Genomic DNA, 18,303 nt, shown 5'->3' on the forward strand with positions numbered 1-18,303 from the left:
TTCATCCCTCTAACAAATTCTTCAACGAACGCGTTCTGATTTCCTCAATGACGGTGTTCAACACCTCATCGATATCCTTCGCTCCAAGATCCACACCCTTTCTCGTCCTCACGGAGATCTTCTTTTCGTTCATCTCCCTGTCACCCACGATGAACATGTAAGGCACCTTCATCGTCTGAGATTCCCTCACTCGGTAAGAGAGTGTTTCATGCCGTGCGTCGAGTTTGATTCTCACCCCACTGTGCGAGAACTTCTCAACGATCTGCTCCGCGTAGTGTCTGTGCCGATCGGAGATTGGTAGCACCACGGCCTGCGTTGGAGCAAGCCAGGTGGGAAAAGCTCCAGCAAAATGTTCGATGAGTATGCCCAAGAATCTTTCCAAGCTTCCATATTTGGCCGTGTGTATCATGACCGGCCTGACCTGCGAGCCATCGGCATCCACATAATAAAGGTCGAACCTCTGGGGCATGAGGAAATCCAGTTGTACGGTTGCGCACTGCCACATCCTGCCGATGGAATCTTTCACGTGAAAGTCTATCTTTGGTCCATAGAAGGCTCCTTCTCCTTCTTTTATCACGTAAGGAAGTTTGATCGATTCCAACGCGTTCTTCAACGATTCTGTGGCCATGTTCCAAGTTTCCACGTCACCCATGTGATCCTCTGGCATCGTGCTCAACTCAACCGAATATTCGAAACCGAACTGCGCGTAGATACGCTCTATGAGTCTGATGATTCCAACGATCTCTTGTTCTATCTGATCGATTCTGCAGAAGATGTGCGCATCGTCCTGGGTGAAGCTTCTCACGCGCAGCAAACCGTGAAGTACTCCGCTTCTCTCGTACCTGTGGACTCTACCGAACTCGAAGTATCGGATCGGCAGATCTCTGTAAGACACTGGTTTGTTCTTGTAGATGAGTATGTGCCCTGGACAGTTCATCGGCTTTATGGCGAAGTTCTGATCCTCCTTCGAGGTGAAATACATGTTCTCCTTGTAGTGGTCCCAGTGACCAGACATCCTCCACAGCTTCTCACTCATCACCAGGGGTGTCATGACCTCTTGATAACCACTCGACAAGTGTAGTTCCCTCGAAAAATTCATCAGTTCGCGCAGGATCACCGTACCTGCCGGTGTGAAAATGGGCATGCCCGGTGCGTGATCGTGGTCGATGAAGAATATGCCGAGTGCAGGGCCGAGTTTTCTGTGATCCCTCCGTCTGGCTTCCTCGATCATCTCCACATACTTGTTCAGTTCTTCCTCACTCGCAAAGGCTGTTCCGTATATCCTCTGGAGCATGGGGTTGCTCTCGTTTCCTCTCCAGTAAGCTCCGGAGAGTGACAACAACTTGAAGTGTTTCACGATCCCGGTGGATGGTAGATGAGGACCCCTGCACAGATCCACGAACTCTCCTTGCTTGTAAAACGTCACCGTTTCTTCCTGCATCTCGCTCAACAGTTCCACCTTGTACTTCTGCCCCCTTTGTTTCATGAACTCGACGGCTTCATCTTTCTTCATCGTGAAGCGTTCTATGGGGAGATCCTGTTCGATTATCTTTCTCATCTCTTCTTGAATCTTCGGAAGATCCTCTTCTACGATCTTCCCGGAGATGATTTCGAAATCGTAGTAAAAGCCGTTCTCTATGACCGGACCTATGCCGAGTAAAACCTTATCTTCACCAAAGATTCTCATCACCGCCTGCGCCATGATGTGAGACATGGTGTGCCGGTACACCTGTGGCGCCACGGGATGGTCGAGTGTGACGAACTCGATCTGACCTTCCTCCACCTCATCACGTACATCGATAAGCTTTCCATCGTGGATTGCGGCTATCACCGTCTTGCGTCCAAGCTTTTCGGCAAGAGATCCGACACTGATGGGAGCTTGAAGCTCCAATTCTCCAACGTCTTTTATGAAAAGCTTCATTCCGACACCTCCCTTTTTAAGTTAATATTACCACACAGGTGCTATCATAATTAGTGATGTACCAAGAAATTTTTCGATTGCGGAGTGATGAGGTTGAGGATAAGGGCCAAACGGCTGTTCACACCGCTGAGAGAGTTCAAAGACGTTTGTGTCACGATCGAAAACGGCAGAATCACATCCATAGGGAAAAGCAGGCTCGTGGCGGAACAGAGATATCCCATCCTTGCCCCCGCATTCATAGACAGCCACACGCATGGTGCGGTCGGCATAGATGTGATGAGCGCGACAGTCGAAGATTTTCTGAAACTCTCCGCATTCTACGCGCAGCATGGCGTTGGACTCTTCTTTCCAACGACCGTGTCTGACACGTTCAACAGTTTGTCAAAAGTGGCGGAAACTGTCAGACAAGCAATGAAAAGTGATATGCTGAAAGCGAAGATCGGTGGCCTCTATGTCGAAGGACCTTATCTGAGTCCGGTGAAGAGCGGGGCACACAGGAAAGATTTGCTCAAGGAACCTGATCTCGAGGAGCTTTCAAGGTTCGTTTCTGAGTACGGCGATGTCGTCAAAATTTTCGCCATCGCACCGGAGCTTGAGGGTGCAAAAGAGACGATCCAATTACTGCGAAGGCATAGAATAGTCGTGAGCATCGCACACACGAACGCCACCTACAAAGAGACTCTGCAAGCGATAGAGGCAGGAGCGAACCGGGCAACGCACGTGTTCAACGCGATGAGACCGTTTGATCACAGAGAACCCGGCGTGATTGGAGCCATTCTGACGAACAAGAACGTGCACTGTGAGATCATATGCGATCTGGTGCACCTTCATTCAGCGTCAATCGAGATCGTTCTCAAAACTAAGGGGCCTTTCAAGACCCTGTTGATCAGCGATTCCATTTCCGCCACGGGACTCGAAGATGGCATCTACGAACTCGGTCAAATGAAGGTCGAGGTCAAACAGGGTGTTGCCACGCTCTGCAGGCAAAACGTTCTTGCGGGAAGCACGTTGACGATCGATCGTGCGGTCAAGAATCTTGTCTTCGGTCTTGGAATACCGCTCAGGTCTGCTCTCGTCATGGCGAGTTTCACGGTGAGCAAAGCGAGTGGGATGAAGCCCAACCTGATCGCGGAAGGGATGGCTGCAAACATCGTGGCACTGGATGAAGAACTCACACCGCTGGCACTTTACGTGGATGGCCAGTTGGTTCATCGGCGTTGAATGAGGGGGAAAGACGGTGAGACTCAAGAGCATGTTTTTGCACGGTTTCAAATCGTTCGCCAGGCCCACACGATTGAACTTCTCGGAGGGGATCACGGCGATAGTTGGCCCGAACGGTGGGGGAAAATCAAACGTTGTCGATGCGATTCGCTGGGTCTTTGGAGAACAATCGATGAAACAGCTCCGTGCGGAAGAGAAATTCGACATCATCTTCGCAGGATCGAGCAGCACACCCGCTGGCTCTTTCGCCTACGTTGAACTCGTTTTCGAGCACGACGGTGATACGCTCAGCGTTGCGCGCTCTCTCTCCTCTGACGGAAAGAACGTCTACATGCTCAACGGCGAACCTGTTCGACTGAAAGATATCCACGAAAGGTTTGCGGGAACCGGTGTGGGCAAAGAACTGTACTCGATAGTCGGACAGGGACAAATAGAACGCATCACGAACGCGATGCCACAGGAGATGAGGATGCTTTTTGAAGAGGCGGCGGGCACCTCGTTCTACAGAGAAAAGAAGAGAGAAGCCCTCGTGAGACTCGAGAACGTCTCCAACAACCTGGCGCGCATAGAGGATCTGTTGATCGAGCTGGACAAACAGAGAAAATCCCTCTACCTCAAGGCCAAGAGGGCCGAACGTTACGTGGAGTACTCGCAAAGGCTTGAACAGGTAAGAAAATTCTTCTTCGGAAACGTCCTGAAGAGAGACCTCAAGAGACTGGAAAATCTCGAAACGCAATTCGGCGAAAACCAAGAAAAGATCAACCAGGTTCAGAAAAAAATCATAGAACTTGAATCGCAGTGGTCTGCACTGAAAGAAGAGTTTGCCGACGTGGACAAGGAAATAGAAACGTTCACGAATTTGCTCGAAGATTACAAGAAGAGACAAACCGCACTGACTGAAATGAGGGAGATCTACAGCAAAAAATTGAGTGAGATGGAGGCTCATTACGTTGAACTCACGACCAAGACTTACCTGATCGACGAACAAGTGTCCCAGCTCAAAAAAAGGAAAGATGAACTCAGTCTCATCTTCAAAGCCCTTCTTGAGGAAGTGAAACAGAAGGAACAACAACTGAAACAGGTCGAAGAAACGAGGCAGAACATACTTTCCAGATACTCAGAAAAGGAAAAGAACGCGCTACTTTTGAGAGAACAGCTTGCGTCAATGGAGAAGAAAAGAATCTCACTGGAGAACGAGCTGAACAAGCTGGATGAAACGATGGAAGACCTTAAAAAAAGGATCTCGATGCTCCAAGCACAGTTAACGTCGAAGGTGGAACGACTCAACGCACTTCAGTACGAGCTCTCGACGTTGTTCGAAAAGTCCAGCAAGACGAGTGATCGTAAGAACAGGCTCTCGGAAGAACTCAAAGAAATCGAAACGCAGACCAATCGGTTGAAGGTTCAGCGCGAGCAGTTGATCGCGAAGCTTGAGAACGTTCAGAGAAACTTGAGGTACCTGGACGAAGAGGAGAAAAGGCTCCGCAGTTTGATAGCGAGTTACGAAGGTTACTCTCGGGCAGTGAGGGCCATCTTCGCCAGAAAGGCTGAGGGAGAGTTCAACAACGTACACGACGTGGTGGGAAACCTCCTCAACTTTCAGCTCGAACATGCCAGGGCGATCGAAGCTCTCCTGGGTGGCGCCGTGCAGCACGTGGTCGTGGAGCGTGCGGAAGACGCCCAAACGATCATAGAATGGCTAAAGCGAGAGAAAATAGGTCGAGTCACGTTCTTACCATTAGATCTGATAGAATCACAGTTCGCAAGGTTGAGGGATGTGGAGAGCCATCCGGGGTTCGTGGGCTACGCCGCACAGCTGGTCACAGTCTCGCCTCAGTTCTCGAGTCTGCCGAACTATCTGTTTGGAAGCGACATAGTTGTCAAGAGTTTGGAAGATGCCATAGACATGAAGCGAAAATACCGATTGAGGTGCAGGATCGCGACACTTGAAGGAGAACTCATCGGACCACACGGTTCCATCACGGGTGGAGAAACACCCTACGACAGGAGTGATTCGCTCGTTGTCAGAAAGGCTAAGCTCAACGAGATAGCGTCGCAACGAGTGCAGTTGATGTCTGTCGAAAGACAGCTCGATTCCGAGTTGAGGCAAATAGAGAAGGAGCTCGATGAGTTGAAGAGACATCACGAACTCGTCGAGAAGGAACTCGTGGAAGTTTTGACGCAGGACAGCTTGAATAAAAGGATGATAGAAGAACTCTCCAGAACCTTTGAGGATGTGAAGAAAGAACTCGATTCACTGCAACAACTCGAGCGGGAATACAAAAGCCGTTCTGAGGGTTTGAAGCTCAGAAAACAAGAAATTTTCAATCAACTGGACGAGGTGCGCTGTCAGGTCGAAGAACTTCAGAAGAATATCGAGAGTTTCGACAAGGAGTTGCAGCTCGAGAAACAATCACTGGATGAGATCTCCAGCAAGTACATGGAACTGAAGGCGGAACTCACCGGGGCTTTGGAGAAAAGATTGCACTACGAATCGGAACTGGAGAGGATCAAGAACCAGATAGAAAAATCAACGGAGGAGAAAGTCAACCTTCAAAAACAGAGCGTAGAGCTCGAAACGCAGATAGAGAAAATCAAGCTCGAGCTTCTGGAGAACTCGAGAGAACTCGAATCTATACGCAAAGAAACGGAAGAACTCTTCGAATCGATGAAAATGCAGAGGATGGACAAAGATCAAAAACTTGCACAGTTGAACGATATAGAAATGAGGATGAACGAACTAAAAGAAGAGAGAGAAAAGCTCAGAGAAAACTCGCACCACCTCGAGCTTCTGATTCAGGAAGTCAGGAACAGGATTGAACAGCACTTGAAGGAAATCGATATCGAGTCCGCACAACAAGTCGAGGAACTCACTGAAGAAACTCTCGAATCGCTGAAGAACGAGATGGAGGATCTGCAGAACAAGATCAAGTACCTTGGGCCGGTGGACCTCACAGCCATCGACGAGTACAACGAGGTCGAAAGAAGGTACGAGGAACTCGCGGTGGAGAAGAAAGATCTCGAGGAGTCGAAAAAGAAGATCGAGGAACTCATTCAAAAAACCGACGAGGAAGCGAGGAAACGATTCATGGACGTTTACGAGCAAGTCAACGCGGCCTTCTCGCGCTACATTTCCCAGCTCTTCCCCGGCGCAGAAGGTGAGATAAGGTTAGAATCCGGAAAGGATTTACTCGAGGCGGGCCTCGAGATATCCCTGAAAAAACCTGGAAAAAGGGTTCAGAAGCTTCAGTTGCTCTCTGGAGGAGAAAAATCGCTCGTGGGCATCGCACTTTTGTTTTCGCTCATGGAGGTCAATCCGAGCCCATTCTACGTGCTCGACGAAATCGACGCTGCGCTCGACGAGTTCAACGCAGAAAGGTTCAAAAGGATGCTCACGATCAACAAAGATCGTGCACAGTTCATAGTGATCACGCACAACAAGGTCGTCATGGAAGCAGCAAACGTTCTGCACGGGGTGACCATGGTGGATGGTGTGTCAAACGTCGTTCCTGTAGAGTTGGAGACTCTGAGTGTTCAGGAGGAGTTGTATGGAAGAAAAGACAATTGAGAGCAAAGTCGTTTTCACTGGTAGAATCATCACGGTCAAGGTCGATCGAGTGTTGCTCGAGAACGATCGAACTTCCTTCAGGGAGGTCGTTTTGCATCCGGGAGCGGTGGCCGTGCTCCCAGTATTTGAAAACGGCGATGTGGTTCTGGTGAAGCAGTTCAGATATCCCGTTGGGGAAGTGTTGATCGAGGTCCCGGCAGGAAAGCTGGATCAGGGTGAGGATCCAGAAGAATGTGCCCTGAGAGAACTTCGAGAAGAGACGGGTATAAGAGCGGACAAAGTTCACTACGTCGGTTTCATATACACGAGTCCCGGTTTTTCAAACGAAAAGATCCACCTTTACATTGCAGAACAGCTGAGTCAATCGGAGCAGGAACTCGACTTCGACGAGATCGTGGAGACGATCAGACTACCGTTGAAAGACGCATTCAAAATGTGTGTGGAAGGAAAGATAACGGACGCGAAGACGATCGCTCTGTTGTCCATCGCATTTTTGAAAAGGAGTTGAAAAGCGTGGTGAGAGTTGTTTTGAACGGCAAGGAAATGGTTTTCACGAAGGAAGACTTCAAGGACCTGGGTGAGCTCTACGAACACGTCGCACCGAAGGGCATGGTCTTGAAGACGATCACCATAAACGATGAGAGAATCGAGACTCAGAAACTCTCGGAAAGACTGTCTGAACCATTGCGGGACAATGATAACATCGTCATGGAGTTCGCAACCCCTCAAGATTATCTCGAAGAAATGTTGCCCAGCGTGCTGCGTTACATAGACACGGTGATTGGTCTGCTTCCAGGTGTGGCGGCAAGGGTCAGAGAACTTGAGCCCCAAGCGTTCAAGGACATCGAGGATCTGTCCAACGCCATTTCGGCGTTAGACGATCTGAGGCAGAGCGTTCAGGCGATCGTACCGATGGGGACCAGCGACAGTTCACAGGTGGTTTCCAAACTGAAGAGTTTCCTGCAAGCCTTGGAACAACAGAACATGGCGATGATAGCAGAGTGTTTGGAGAACGACATGCCGCAGGTGATGCGTTTCTATTCGAACTTGTTCACAGAGGCTCTCTCGAAATTGAGGGAGGCGAAGATTCCATGATGAAGGATCAGTACCTCGAGAACGCCGTGTTGACCGCCAGCCCGGCGAAGTTGGTAGAAATGCTCTACGAAAAATCCGTAGAATTGCTGAAAGAGGCGAAAGAATTGATCGAAAAAGAGCTCTTTCTGGAGGCTAACGAAAGGATCAAGAGGGTACAGGACATAGTGATAGAACTGAACGCGTCTTTGGACATGGAAAAAGGAGGCCAAATCGCCGAGTCTTTGAGGTCACTCTATCTGTACATGTACAGGACGTTGGTGGAAGCGAACATCAAGAAAGATATCAAGAAAATTGACGAAATCCTGGGATATTTCGAAGAACTGCTGGAAGCATGGAGAACAGCGATGAAGTCCGCCAGCGTCGACAAGAAACCTCAGGGGGGGTTCAGCGTCTCGGTGTGATGGGGTGAACTCATGTACGAAACGGTGAAAGTTTCCGAGTTTCCCACTTTGAGACTTTTGAACTTGGTGAACGAGGTTTTTGAAGATTATCCACTGCACGTCGAATGGGATCTGTTTTCCTTCAATCAGGACGTGCGTGAGAATTCCATCTCACTGTCTGATTCTTACGTCTTTCTTAAAGATGACAGACCCGTGGGATTCATCCTGTGCTGCGTGAGGAGAAGCAGAGGAAGAATCGACTCGATGGGTGTGATCAAGGAAGAGAGAGGAAAAGGTCTCGGTGGAAAGATGCTCTCCTTCGCACTCGATGTGCTGAGGAACAGAGGGGTTTCAAGTGTCGTGTTGGAAGTTCTCGCAAGCCAGGAAGAGGTCGTGAAGTTCTATTCGAAGTTCGGATTCAGAGTCACAAGAAGGCTCGTTTCCATGATCAAGAACGTTCCGAATCCCAGGCCATCCATCCGTTTTCTCAAGACAGAGAGAGAATCGATCCACAAGAGCGCACTCGAGGCGATGGTAAGACTTTCCAGACGACCAAACTGGCAGAGAGAACCTCTTACGCTCTTGCTTTCGGGTGACAGATACAAAATGGCCAGAGTAGGACAACGACTTGCAGGATACGTGGTGTGGGGTAAAGGTGAAGAAAACGCGTTCATCGTCGATTGCTCACCGATCAACGATGAGAGCATCTACGCAGAACTTCTCGAGCAAGCTGTGAACTACGTGTGTCAAGTCGAAGAAAGATCTGTTTGCTTCGTTGGCAACGTTCCTGAGGACGATCCACTTTATCGTGCAGCCGAGCAGGCTGGCTTTCAACCGCTCTTCGAACAGTACGAAATGTTGCTTCAACTCTGAGGTGATCAAGGTGCAGGTCCTCTTTCTGAACAGGCTGAATGACGAATGGCTTCAAAAGATGGAGCAGATGAAAAACAAATATCCCCATGTTTCTTTCAAAACTCGTCAGGATGGAACATTGGACGATCTTCTGAGATCGGCCCACGTGATAGTGACAGGCAGACTGTCGGCTGAGCACATTCACAAAGCGGAGAACCTCCGTTTGATAATCGTTCCCATGGCGGGAGTCAACGCCTTGGACTGGCATGCGATCAGGGAGAAAAAGATAGAGGTCTGCAACTGTCATTCCAACGCTTTCGCCGTCGCCGAAAGGGCCATTGCTCTGGCTTTGGCATTGCTTGGGCGAGTTGTGGAGTACGATCGCGATTTGAGATACGGCGTCTGGCACGGTTATGCCGTGCGTGGGGGAGAACAGGACTACTGGACCAGCCTGCAGAGAAAGCGTGTGTGTATCGTGGGCTTTGGACACATCGGTCAGAACCTCGCCAGGCTTCTGGAGCCGTTCTCTTGCGAGATTGTCGCCGTGAAAAGGTCTGCACCAAAAGTGAAAGATAGAGTGACATCCGATCTGGACTGGGCGATCGAAACGAGCGATGTGATTTTCATAACGTTGCCGTTGACGAAAGAAACGAAGAACCTGTTCAACAGAGAAAGACTCTTTAAGATGAAGGGCAAGTTCTTGATCAACGTTTCTCGAGGTGAGCTTCTGGACGAAGAAGCTCTGTTCGAATCCCTAAGCGACGGTGTGCTTGCCGGCGCGGCGATCGATACTTGGTACGTGTATCCGAGTTCTGAAAAAGAGTGCGTCCTGCCCAGTAGATTTCCTTTCAACACGCTGCGTAACGTGGTGATGTCACCACACGTTGGAGGATACTGCCCTGAAGCTTCGAGGGGGTTGATGAACGAAACGTTCGAAATTCTCGAAAAGTACATCCTTACGGGCGAACTGACGAACAGGGTGGATCCAGAGTGGGAATACTGAGGTCTCACTTTTCGCGGAGCTTGTTCCTGCTCGGTTTTGGAATGCTCTGTATCGTCGTAGATGGAGCATTCTTCGATCTGTTTCCGTCGATAGTCTTCTATTTAGTCCTGGAGTACCTCTGGTTCGAATCCAGTCTTGATCCGATCCGCGTGATGAGTGTACTCGTGTTTCATTCGATAGCTTGTTTCGCGAATCTGAGCGTTGGTCATATCGTTGTCTTCATCCTGTATGTACTGTCTCTGCTTTGGCGCGAGTACTTCCTGAAACCTTTCTTCCCTTTTGCCATCTATTCACTTTCACTGTGTGTGACTTTCATGTTCATGAAAAGCAACTGGATAGGTTCTGTACTCGTCTCACTGCTGTCTCTGGTCCTCTGGAGGGTCAAAATTGAAGAGGTCTGATGCCGTTCTGCTCATGCTTCTCATAGTACCCTTCGTTATCTTGATCAGCAGGGCGTTCGTGCTTCAAGTGGTTGAGTACAAATCGCACAGAAACTATGTTGAATCGCTGAGAATCCAGGTGAAAAGTTTGGAAGCACCCCGCGGACGCATTCTCAGCAGAGACGGCGTGGTTCTCGCTTGGGACGAAGAAACGTTGATCGCACACGCAACGCTGGCAACGGACTTCGACGAAGTCGAAAAAATCGTTGGCGCTGAGAGAAAGATAGAACTCGTGCTCAAGGGCCGGCTTACCGTCACACAGGCTGAGGCTATCAAACTTCAGCGCGCTGGCGTCTACGTAGAAAAGAAATACATAAGAAAGTACAACGGAATGGCACCGCATGTGGTTGGTTACGTGGACACATCTCGAAACGGTGTTGCTGGCGTGGAAAAACAGTACGATACATTTCTGAAGGGCAAGCCAGGTTATGAGCTGGTCAGTGTTTCTCCATCCGGCAGGGTTCTGGGAAGGTTGCTCACCTCTTCGCCACTCCCTGGAGGGGATGTAATTTTGACGATAGATTCGAAACTTCAACAGTATGCAGAAACGCTCCTTCGTGATTCAAAAACCAAAGGCGTGATACTGGTTCAGTCGGTGGACGGTGAGATCCTCGCGCTGGCATCGCACCCAACTTTTGATCCAAACGTTCTTGCCAGTGGCATCGAACCGAGGCAGTGGGACAGGCTCGTTAACGATCCCGATGCACCACTTTTGAACCGGGCAACGAGTGCTCTCTACGCTGTTGGGTCCGTTATAAAACCGCTTTATGCGATCGCCTATCTTGAAACAGGTGAAGATGACCTCACCATAGATTGTCACGGTTACTACGAATACAGAACCTCAAGTGGCAAGATTGCTGGGGTGTACAAAGATTGGTACGCACCGGGTCACGGAACGACCGATCTTCGAAAGGCGCTACGCGTCTCTTGCAACGTTTTCTTCTACGAGCTCGCCCTGAGACTGGGCATCAACGAAATGAAGGCCTGGGCGGACAAATTCAAAATTTCTTCTATCACCAATATAGATCTGCCCGGTGAGGTTGAGGGACTGTTCCCTGATCCGGCATGGAAACAAAGAAGGTACGGAGAGATCTGGTATCCCGGAGACACGATCCTTTGCGGTATAGGTCAGGGTTTCATAACTCTGACACCTTTACAGATTCTCAATTTCTTCAACACAGTAGCGAACAGGGGAACGTGCTACACGCCGCACGTGCTGCTTGGAACTTTCGATCCGAACACCAAAGTGATGGAAAAGGTCGAATCTATGGTATCCTACACGGTCGATGTGAAACCCAAAACCTGGGATTTTCTCGTGAAAGCCCTGGTCGAAGTTGTCTCGTACAAAGATGGTCCCGCCGATGAGGGTACGGCGTACCAAGCGTTCAAGGGCGCAAGGTTTGAGGTGGCCGGTAAGACGGGAACGGCTGAGATGGGGAAAGCGGGTGAAAAACCGCATTCCTGGTTCGCCGGCTTCAGTCCCGTCAACAAACCACAGGTGGTTGTGACTGTTCTTTTGGAAAACGCGGGTACTGGCAGTGAGGCTGCGGCGCCAATGGCAAGAAAGATTCTTGAACGTTACTGGGAGCTGAGAGAATGATCTTGAAGATGCTTCATGGAATACTGGATCGCATCGAGAAGCCTTCGAGGTACATCGGCGGTGAGTACAATCAAACCATCAAGGATCCTTCGAGTGTGAAGCTGAGAGTGGGACTTCTGTTCCCAGACGTTTACGAGGTAGGGATGTCGAACCTCGGTCTGGCAATCATCTACGATGTCCTCAACGATATGCAGGATGTATGGGCTGAGCGTATTTTCATGCCGTGGATCGACATGATGAACATGATGAGAGATAGAAACCTTCCCCTGTTCACCATAGAATCGAAAACGGCCGTGAAAGATCTCGACATGCTGGGTGTCTCTCTGCAGCACGAACTGATTTACACAAACGTGTTGCATGCCCTGGATCTGGCTAAGATACCCCTTCTGGCCGAGCACAGGGCGGATACAGACCCCATCGTGATCGCCGGTGGACCGTGCACCGTGAACCCTGAACCCATCGCACCGGTCTTCGACGCGATGGTGGTCGGAGACGGAGAGGGCATTGCAAGGGAAATCGCACAGGTCCTAATAGAGACCAAGGGCATGAGACGTCATGAAAGGCTCAAGGCCCTCTCAAAGATCGAAGGTGTCTATGTGCCTTCGTTCTACGATGGTTCCACACCGCCCAAACCACTCTCGCGAGACGTGCCAGAGAGGGTGAAGAGGAGGATCGAACCCATCCTCGTTAAGAAGTTGACCAAACGCATCGTACCGCACATGCAGCTCGTGCACGACAGAATATCCGTCGAGATCATGAGGGGTTGCACGCGTGGATGCAGGTTCTGCCAAGCCGGTTTTATCTACAGACCCGTCAGGGAAAAACCTTCGGCCGAGGTCCTCGATGAGATTTTGAACGCCCTCACGTGCACGGGATACGAGGAGGTTGGGCTGCTTTCGCTCTCGAGTGCCGATCACACTGCCATCTCGTCGATGGTCGAGGAGCTGAAGAAGGTTTCCGACACCAAAACGATCTCCGTTTCGATACCTTCCACACGCTTGGACGCCTTCGGTGTGATGCTGGCGAACAACGTTGGAGGTGCCAGAAGAACGGGTTTGACTTTTGCACCCGAAGCGGGTACCCAGAGATTGAGAAACGTGATCAACAAGAACGTCTCGGAGGAAGATTTCGTCAGAGCGCTGCAGCTTGCCAGAAACAACGGATGGCGCAGGGTGAAGCTCTACTTCATGGTTGGGTTGCCAACGGAAACGGACGAGGATCTCAGAGGCATAGTATCGATGAGTAAGGTTGCAAAACAGATCGGTTTCGACCTCGTCACCCTGTCCGTGGCGATGTTCATCCCAAAACCCCACACGCCGTTCCAATTCGCGGAGCAGAAAGGTCCGGAGTACTTCGAACACGCAAGAAGAATTTTACTGCAAGCAAAGAGATTTGCGAAGATCGATTTTCACGATCCGAAGATGAGTTTGATCGAGGGGATCCTCTCACGAGGTGATAGGAAGACGTTCTCGGCCGTCTTGAGCGTGTACGAGTTAGGGGCATGTTTCGACAGTTGGCAAAACCTGTTCGACTATCAGAAATGGTCGAAGGCGTTAGAAACAATTGGGATGGACGTGGAGCAACAGCTGAGGGCAAGAACGCTCGATGAGCCTTTAGCCTGGGACCACATCGACATTGGAGTGGATAGAGCCTACCTCGCGAAAGAGTTCGAGAAGGCTCTTCGGGGCGAAACAACGTTAGACTGTAGGTCAGTCTGTCAGGCTTGTGGAGTTTGCAATTCCACGGTGAGGAACGTTTTGGAGAAAGATGTTGTTCAGACTTCTTGAAGCTACCATCATCGTTGTGGGATTCTTCACCGTTCAAAATCTGTGCAGATTCTTCAAACCAAAGTTGAGACTCGTGGGGCTTTCTGTCGCACAGGTGTGCTATGCGGTCTTCGTCTATCTTAGAAACCCGATCTTCGATTTTTCACCGCATCTGAAAGGGTTTCTGCCTTTCGCGTTGCTTTTCATACTGACCATATTTCTGGGAAGATTCCTTGGAGCAGCGGCAGCCAGTGTACAGCTCAGGCCCACAGTTATCAACTTTCTAACGCTGGGTTTGTTACTGCCAGTCTCAGAGGAACTTCTGTTCAGGGGAACTTTGCTCGCTCTTTTCCCGAACGCGTTCTTCAACGGAATTCTGTTTTCTGTGTTTCATCTGTTCAACGTGGTTTCGAAGTTCGAGTCTTTTTCTTTCTACAATCTGATCTACAGGTTTGCCGTGGGTTTCGTTTTCGCCAACTCCACACTCGCGACGAAGAGTTTGTTCTCTGCGGTGTTTTGCCATGTGATCAACAACTGCTTGGGGATCCTACTTCCTTGGTTTGAACATGAAACCAAAAAACGCCGACATGACCGTGGCGGTGAAAAACAGAAGCAATGAAACGGAAACAGCCTTCATCGTCAGCGTTTGAACGACGAACTGCAGTGTTTCTTTCATGTAATGACCTATCAGAATGTAGCTCAAAATTCCTGCGACAACAAAGGAAAGCCCCAGAACCCACAGAGTTTTCGAAAAATGTCCAAGCCCATGACCGGCCCACCAGGACAGCACGAGCGAAAGTATCCAGACGAGACTCGCCGGCAAAGGTGAAAATTTGTTCAAGAGTAACTCGAACACCGCTGCATGGTAAGCGATGACCATCACGATCGCAAAGAACACGATCTTTTTCACTCAATCTTCACCTCTAAAGGTAGAAACAGATTAAGCTTCAACCAGAGCCATTCGACCGAAACGTTGCTGTAGCCTTCTGCGTGCCAGTCTCTTTGCTCGTAACCTGTCCAGGCGCTTGTGACAAATTCGACTTCGGATCGGCCGAACATCGAGTTGGATACCATCTTCAGAACGTTCCCCCTCCTGTCGTAAAAATAAACCTGATAATCCACAGGACGGATCTTCAATCCCTCGAAACCCTCAACCACGATCTTCCCGGCGATTGAACCGTCCTCGAATCTGACCGTGCAAAGGGCTTTAGCGTTGGAGAGTTTTCGGGCGTAATTTCTGTAAACGAAGACCCCAGCGGTGTAGTTCATCACCACCAGGGTCAGTGCGATCCAGAAAACGAGTTTTCGAAGATCAACTCGCTTCACCGGAGACAACATAGCAGGCCACGAAATGTTTCGGAGCGACCTCTCTCAGAGGAGGATGGTCGTTAACCTCGCAGAACTTGACCGCGTAGGGACACCTGTCGAAGAACCTGCACCGAGGCGGTGGATTGATGGGCCTCGGGACACTACCTTTTATGTTTGGTTCACCCCTTTTCATCTCAGGATCCGGTATCGGCACGGCGGCGAGCAACGCCTGGGTGTACGGGTGCAATGGGTTCTTCAGCACCTCCTCGGTTGGTCCCCTCTCGACGATCTTTCCCAGATACATGACCGCAATATCGTTGCTCATGTACCTGGCAACCGCGAGATCGTGAGTGATGTAAAGATAACTCATATCGTGTTCCTCGGCGAGTCTCATCATGAGTTTCATGACTCCTGTTCTTATTGAGACATCGAGCATCGATGTCGGTTCGTCGGCAACCACAAAGGAAGGATTCAATATGAGCGCTCTGGCTATCGCCACACGCTGTCTCTGGCCACCTGACAGCTCGTGCGGGAAACGAAACATAAAGGTCTCAGGTGGCGTCAACCCGACGTCAGCAAGCATTTTCGCCACCATCTCTTCTCTCTCTTTCAGATTCCCCACGCCGTGTATGTTCAAAGGTTCGGCGACGATGTCAAATATGGTCATACGCGGGTTCAACGACTCGTACGGATCCTGGAAGATCATTTGGATCCTGCGTCTCATTTGCCAGACACGTTCACGTCGGTTCTGGAGGAGTTCGTCGACGAATTTCGCTTCGTTCCTGCCGAGGTCCATGAATCTCTGCGCATACATGGCATCGATTCCTGTGAGCGATTTCAGTTGCTCGTCGCTCATACTCGAGAATCTCTTCACGTAAGTCTCGCGCACGTACCTCTTCGCGGCCGATTCGTCCTCGTACAAGAGTGGTGTCACATCTTCCTGTTCGACCACGATTCTCCCGGACGTCGGTTCTTCAAGACCGACCAGCACCCTTCCTGTGGTAGTCTTTCCACAACCGGATTCCCCCACCAGGGCGAGGGATTCTTTCCTGCGTATTTCGAAGCTTATGTCGTCAACGGCATGAACAAAGAGGTTCACCTTTCCAAAGATCTTGCGCTCCGCAGGGAACAACTTTCGAAGATTCTCTATCCTCAACACCACATCGTTAGTCTGCATAAAAACGCACCACCTCTTTGGGCTGAACAGGATGATGACACGCCACGAAGTGGTTCTTCTCCACCTCGCGGTACTCAGGCTCCACATCCTCGCAAAGGGAATCTGCTTTGGGACATCGTGGAGCAAAACGGCAACCTTTCGGTGGGTTCAACAGGTTTGGTGGCTCACCCGGTATCGTCACCAGTTCTGTCTTCTCACCGACGGTGCTGGGGAAAGCATGCATCAGCCCGTACGTGTAGGGGTGCATGGGACGTTTGAAGATCGTCACAGCGTCGGCCAGTTCGACGAACTTGCCAGCGTACATCACCGCTATCTTGTCGCTCACCTCCGCAATCACAGCGATATCGTGGGATATGTATATCATCGCCATGTTCAGCTTCTTTTGGATCTTCCTTATCTCTTTCAAGATCCTGTCCTGAACGATGACATCGAGGGCCGTCGTTGGTTCATCCGCTATTATGACTTTTGGATCGCACGCAAGAGCCATTGCGATGACTGCTCTTTGTTTCATACCTCCGCTGTACTGGTGTGGGTACTGATCCATGCGCGACGGATCGAGACCAACGAGGGTGAACAGCTCTGCAACCTTCTCTCTGGCTTTGTCCAAGGGCATGTCGGGGAAATGGTTCTGAATGGCTTCGATGATTTGATCGCCCACCTTGTAAACGGGGTTCAACGAGTTCATGGCGGCCTGGAATATCATCGAGATACCACGCCATCTGTACTTTCTCATCTCCGATTCGGGCAACTTCACCAGATCCACAGGCCCGTTGCCCATATCGAACAGCACGCTACCGCCTTTGAACTCGGCGTTGTCGGGAAGCAGTCTGAGTATCGTCATAGATATAGAAGTTTTTCCGCAGCCAGATTCACCGACTATGCCCAAGCTCTCCCCCTGATCCAGATCGAAGCTTATACCATCCACCGCCTTTACATAGCCCATCTTTGTCTTGTAATACATTCTCAGATCTCGCACCGACAGAAGCACCTGCATCACCTCTTTCGCAATCTTGGATTGACGATCTCTTCAAGTCCGCGTCCAAGGAAATAGAAAGAAGAGCACAGCAGTGTGATGCAGACACCAGCAGGTAACCAAAGCCACCAGTACATTCCAATGCTGGCGCCCATGAGGTATCCGGAGGATTCTGCCATCTGGATGATCACACCCCAGCTCATGCGTATGTTGGCCAACCCAAGGAAGGAGAGCACCGCTTCGGTGAAAATGGCACCGGTGACGTTGAACATCATGTACAGAAAAGAGAGGGGCAAGATGTTCGGTATGATGTGTCTGAATATGATGTAAGCATCGCTCGCACCAGTCGACTTCGCTGCGTCTATGAAAGGTCTCACCTTCACGGTCAACGCCTGAGCTTTGAGAACGAGCGTTATGGAACCGAATCCCGCCAAAACCCCCATTATTAGTGCAAGCCTGAACAACGTCAGCTCTATGAAGGCACTCAGCACCATCAGCAAAGCCAGACTCGGGAACAGCATGACGATGTCCGCAAGCCTCATGAAGAACGTATCTATAACGCCACCGTAGTACGCCGCACTGGCACCTATGATCGTGCCTATGATCACGGTGATGAGCGCCGCAGTGATACCCAGCACGAACTCCCTCGGTGTACTGTACATGATCATCGATAAGATGTCCCTACCGAGCGGATCGGTTCCCAGTGGATGTCTCAAAGAAGGAGGAGATGGATGACTCACTATGTCTGGATCGAAACCTATGATCGGATCGTATGGCATGAAGGTCTGATAACCGAAGGGATCATCTTTCCAGAACAGATTTTTCATTATTACGGGATAAAGGGGATACAACAGGCCGAAGATGGCGAAGAATATGATCACACCTAGGCCGAACAGGGCGAGCTTCTTCTCTTTGAACAGCTCCCAGCCGGTCCTGAACGATCTGACCCAAAGCTTCAGTCTGATTTTCCATAGTGGTTCAGCAACGACCATTTCAGTC

General features: G+C 50.2%; 17 protein-coding genes. 11 read left to right on the forward strand and 6 right to left on the reverse strand.

Going from position 1 to position 18,303, the window contains the following annotated elements:
- Nucleotide 1: 1 nt before the first annotated feature.
- Nucleotides 2-1,921: a threonine--tRNA ligase gene (thrS, locus tag AJ81_RS03440; protein WP_031502246.1), complete on the reverse strand. Its 1,920-nt coding sequence runs from the start codon at nt 1,919-1,921 to the stop codon at nt 2-4.
- Between the two features lie 87 nt (nt 1,922-2,008).
- Between thrS and nagA the strand changes: the two genes are divergently transcribed.
- Genes nagA through AJ81_RS03495 form a run of 11 tightly spaced genes read left to right on the forward strand, consistent with a single transcriptional unit; the run spans nt 2,009 to nt 14,465 of the window.
- Nucleotides 2,009-3,142 carry an N-acetylglucosamine-6-phosphate deacetylase gene (nagA, locus tag AJ81_RS03445; RefSeq protein ID WP_031502244.1) on the forward strand — a complete coding sequence of 378 codons (1,134 nt, stop codon included), beginning with the start codon at nt 2,009-2,011 and terminating at the stop codon, nt 3,140-3,142.
- Between the two features lie 16 nt (nt 3,143-3,158).
- Complete coding sequence (gene smc / locus AJ81_RS03450; protein WP_031502242.1) at nt 3,159-6,710, forward strand: chromosome segregation protein SMC; 3,552 nt, start codon at nt 3,159-3,161, stop codon at nt 6,708-6,710.
- Nucleotides 6,691-7,218 (forward strand): NUDIX domain-containing protein, encoded by a 528-nt coding sequence (locus AJ81_RS03455; RefSeq protein ID WP_031502241.1) that lies wholly within the window; start codon nt 6,691-6,693, stop codon nt 7,216-7,218. The genes smc and AJ81_RS03455 overlap by 20 nt, the downstream gene beginning before the upstream one ends.
- A gap of 5 nt (nt 7,219-7,223) precedes the next feature.
- Entirely contained in the window at nt 7,224-7,805 is a 582-nt protein-coding gene (locus AJ81_RS03460; RefSeq protein ID WP_031502239.1) for a hypothetical protein, read from the forward strand.
- Entirely contained in the window at nt 7,802-8,206 is a 405-nt protein-coding gene (gene fliS / locus AJ81_RS03465) for a flagellar export chaperone FliS (RefSeq protein ID WP_031502237.1), read from the forward strand. The genes AJ81_RS03460 and fliS overlap by 4 nt, the downstream gene beginning before the upstream one ends.
- 12 nt (nt 8,207-8,218) lie before the next feature.
- Complete coding sequence (locus AJ81_RS03470; protein ID WP_031502235.1) at nt 8,219-9,058, forward strand: GNAT family N-acetyltransferase; 840 nt, start codon at nt 8,219-8,221, stop codon at nt 9,056-9,058.
- A 10-nt stretch (nt 9,059-9,068) separates the two neighbouring features.
- On the forward strand, nt 9,069-10,040 hold the full coding sequence (locus tag AJ81_RS03475; RefSeq protein WP_031502234.1) for a 2-hydroxyacid dehydrogenase: 972 nt from the start codon (nt 9,069-9,071) through the stop codon (nt 10,038-10,040).
- Nucleotides 10,028-10,441, forward strand: coding sequence for a hypothetical protein (locus AJ81_RS03480; RefSeq protein ID WP_031502233.1), 414 nt, complete (start codon nt 10,028-10,030; stop codon nt 10,439-10,441). Before AJ81_RS03475 ends, AJ81_RS03480 begins: the two co-directional genes overlap by 13 nt.
- Nucleotides 10,428-12,080, forward strand: coding sequence for a penicillin-binding transpeptidase domain-containing protein (locus tag AJ81_RS03485; RefSeq protein WP_081708875.1), 1,653 nt, complete (start codon nt 10,428-10,430; stop codon nt 12,078-12,080). The genes AJ81_RS03480 and AJ81_RS03485 overlap by 14 nt, the downstream gene beginning before the upstream one ends.
- A complete protein-coding gene (locus AJ81_RS03490; RefSeq protein ID WP_031502230.1) occupies nt 12,077-13,867 on the forward strand; it encodes a TIGR03960 family B12-binding radical SAM protein in 1,791 nt (596 codons plus the stop codon). Before AJ81_RS03485 ends, AJ81_RS03490 begins: the two co-directional genes overlap by 4 nt.
- Entirely contained in the window at nt 13,851-14,465 is a 615-nt protein-coding gene (locus tag AJ81_RS03495) for a CPBP family intramembrane glutamic endopeptidase (protein ID WP_161687849.1), read from the forward strand. Before AJ81_RS03490 ends, AJ81_RS03495 begins: the two co-directional genes overlap by 17 nt.
- On the opposite strand, the gene AJ81_RS03500 is transcribed toward AJ81_RS03495, so the two are convergent.
- From AJ81_RS03500 to AJ81_RS03520, 5 genes are read right to left on the reverse strand one after another with little or no spacing between them, the layout of a single operon-like run.
- The gene (locus AJ81_RS03500; protein WP_031502226.1) at nt 14,394-14,756 is read right to left on the reverse strand and encodes a hypothetical protein; all 363 of its coding nucleotides are present in this window, start codon (nt 14,754-14,756) and stop codon (nt 14,394-14,396) included. The two genes, AJ81_RS03495 and AJ81_RS03500, sit on opposite strands and share 72 nt — an antisense overlap.
- The gene (locus tag AJ81_RS03505; RefSeq protein WP_144316872.1) at nt 14,753-15,172 is read right to left on the reverse strand and encodes a hypothetical protein; all 420 of its coding nucleotides are present in this window, start codon (nt 15,170-15,172) and stop codon (nt 14,753-14,755) included. Before AJ81_RS03505 ends, AJ81_RS03500 begins: the two co-directional genes overlap by 4 nt.
- Nucleotides 15,159-16,331, reverse strand: a complete 1,173-nt coding sequence (locus tag AJ81_RS03510) for an ABC transporter ATP-binding protein (RefSeq protein ID WP_031502223.1) — start codon at nt 16,329-16,331, stop codon at nt 15,159-15,161. Before AJ81_RS03510 ends, AJ81_RS03505 begins: the two co-directional genes overlap by 14 nt.
- Nucleotides 16,321-17,325 (reverse strand): ABC transporter ATP-binding protein, encoded by a 1,005-nt coding sequence (locus tag AJ81_RS03515; protein WP_031502222.1) that lies wholly within the window; start codon nt 17,323-17,325, stop codon nt 16,321-16,323. Before AJ81_RS03515 ends, AJ81_RS03510 begins: the two co-directional genes overlap by 11 nt.
- A complete protein-coding gene (locus AJ81_RS03520; RefSeq protein ID WP_031502221.1) occupies nt 17,325-18,296 on the reverse strand; it encodes an ABC transporter permease in 972 nt (323 codons plus the stop codon). Before AJ81_RS03520 ends, AJ81_RS03515 begins: the two co-directional genes overlap by 1 nt.
- Nucleotides 18,297-18,303 lie beyond the last annotated feature (7 nt).

Source organism: Pseudothermotoga hypogea DSM 11164 = NBRC 106472, from assembly GCF_000816145.1.
GTDB classification, from domain to species: Bacteria; Thermotogota; Thermotogae; order Thermotogales; family DSM-5069; genus Pseudothermotoga_A; species Pseudothermotoga_A hypogea.

Coding starts and splice junctions, on each gene's coding strand:
- AJ81_RS03455 (WP_031502241.1), top strand. CDS start 6,691: ATGGAAGAAAAGACAATTGAGAGCAAAGTCGTTTTCACTGGTAGAATC.
- AJ81_RS03470 (WP_031502235.1), top strand. CDS start 8,219: ATGTACGAAACGGTGAAAGTTTCCGAGTTTCCCACTTTGAGACTTTTG.
- AJ81_RS03490 (WP_031502230.1), top strand. CDS start 12,077: ATGATCTTGAAGATGCTTCATGGAATACTGGATCGCATCGAGAAGCCT.
- AJ81_RS03515 (WP_031502222.1), bottom strand. CDS start 17,325: ATGCAGGTGCTTCTGTCGGTGCGAGATCTGAGAATGTATTACAAGACA.
- AJ81_RS03520 (WP_031502221.1), bottom strand. CDS start 18,296: ATGGTCGTTGCTGAACCACTATGGAAAATCAGACTGAAGCTTTGGGTC.
- fliS (WP_031502237.1), top strand. CDS start 7,802: ATGATGAAGGATCAGTACCTCGAGAACGCCGTGTTGACCGCCAGCCCG.
- nagA (WP_031502244.1), top strand. CDS start 2,009: ATGAGGTTGAGGATAAGGGCCAAACGGCTGTTCACACCGCTGAGAGAG.
- thrS (WP_031502246.1), bottom strand. CDS start 1,921: ATGAAGCTTTTCATAAAAGACGTTGGAGAATTGGAGCTTCAAGCTCCC.
- AJ81_RS03510 (WP_031502223.1), bottom strand. CDS start 16,331: ATGCAGACTAACGATGTGGTGTTGAGGATAGAGAATCTTCGAAAGTTG.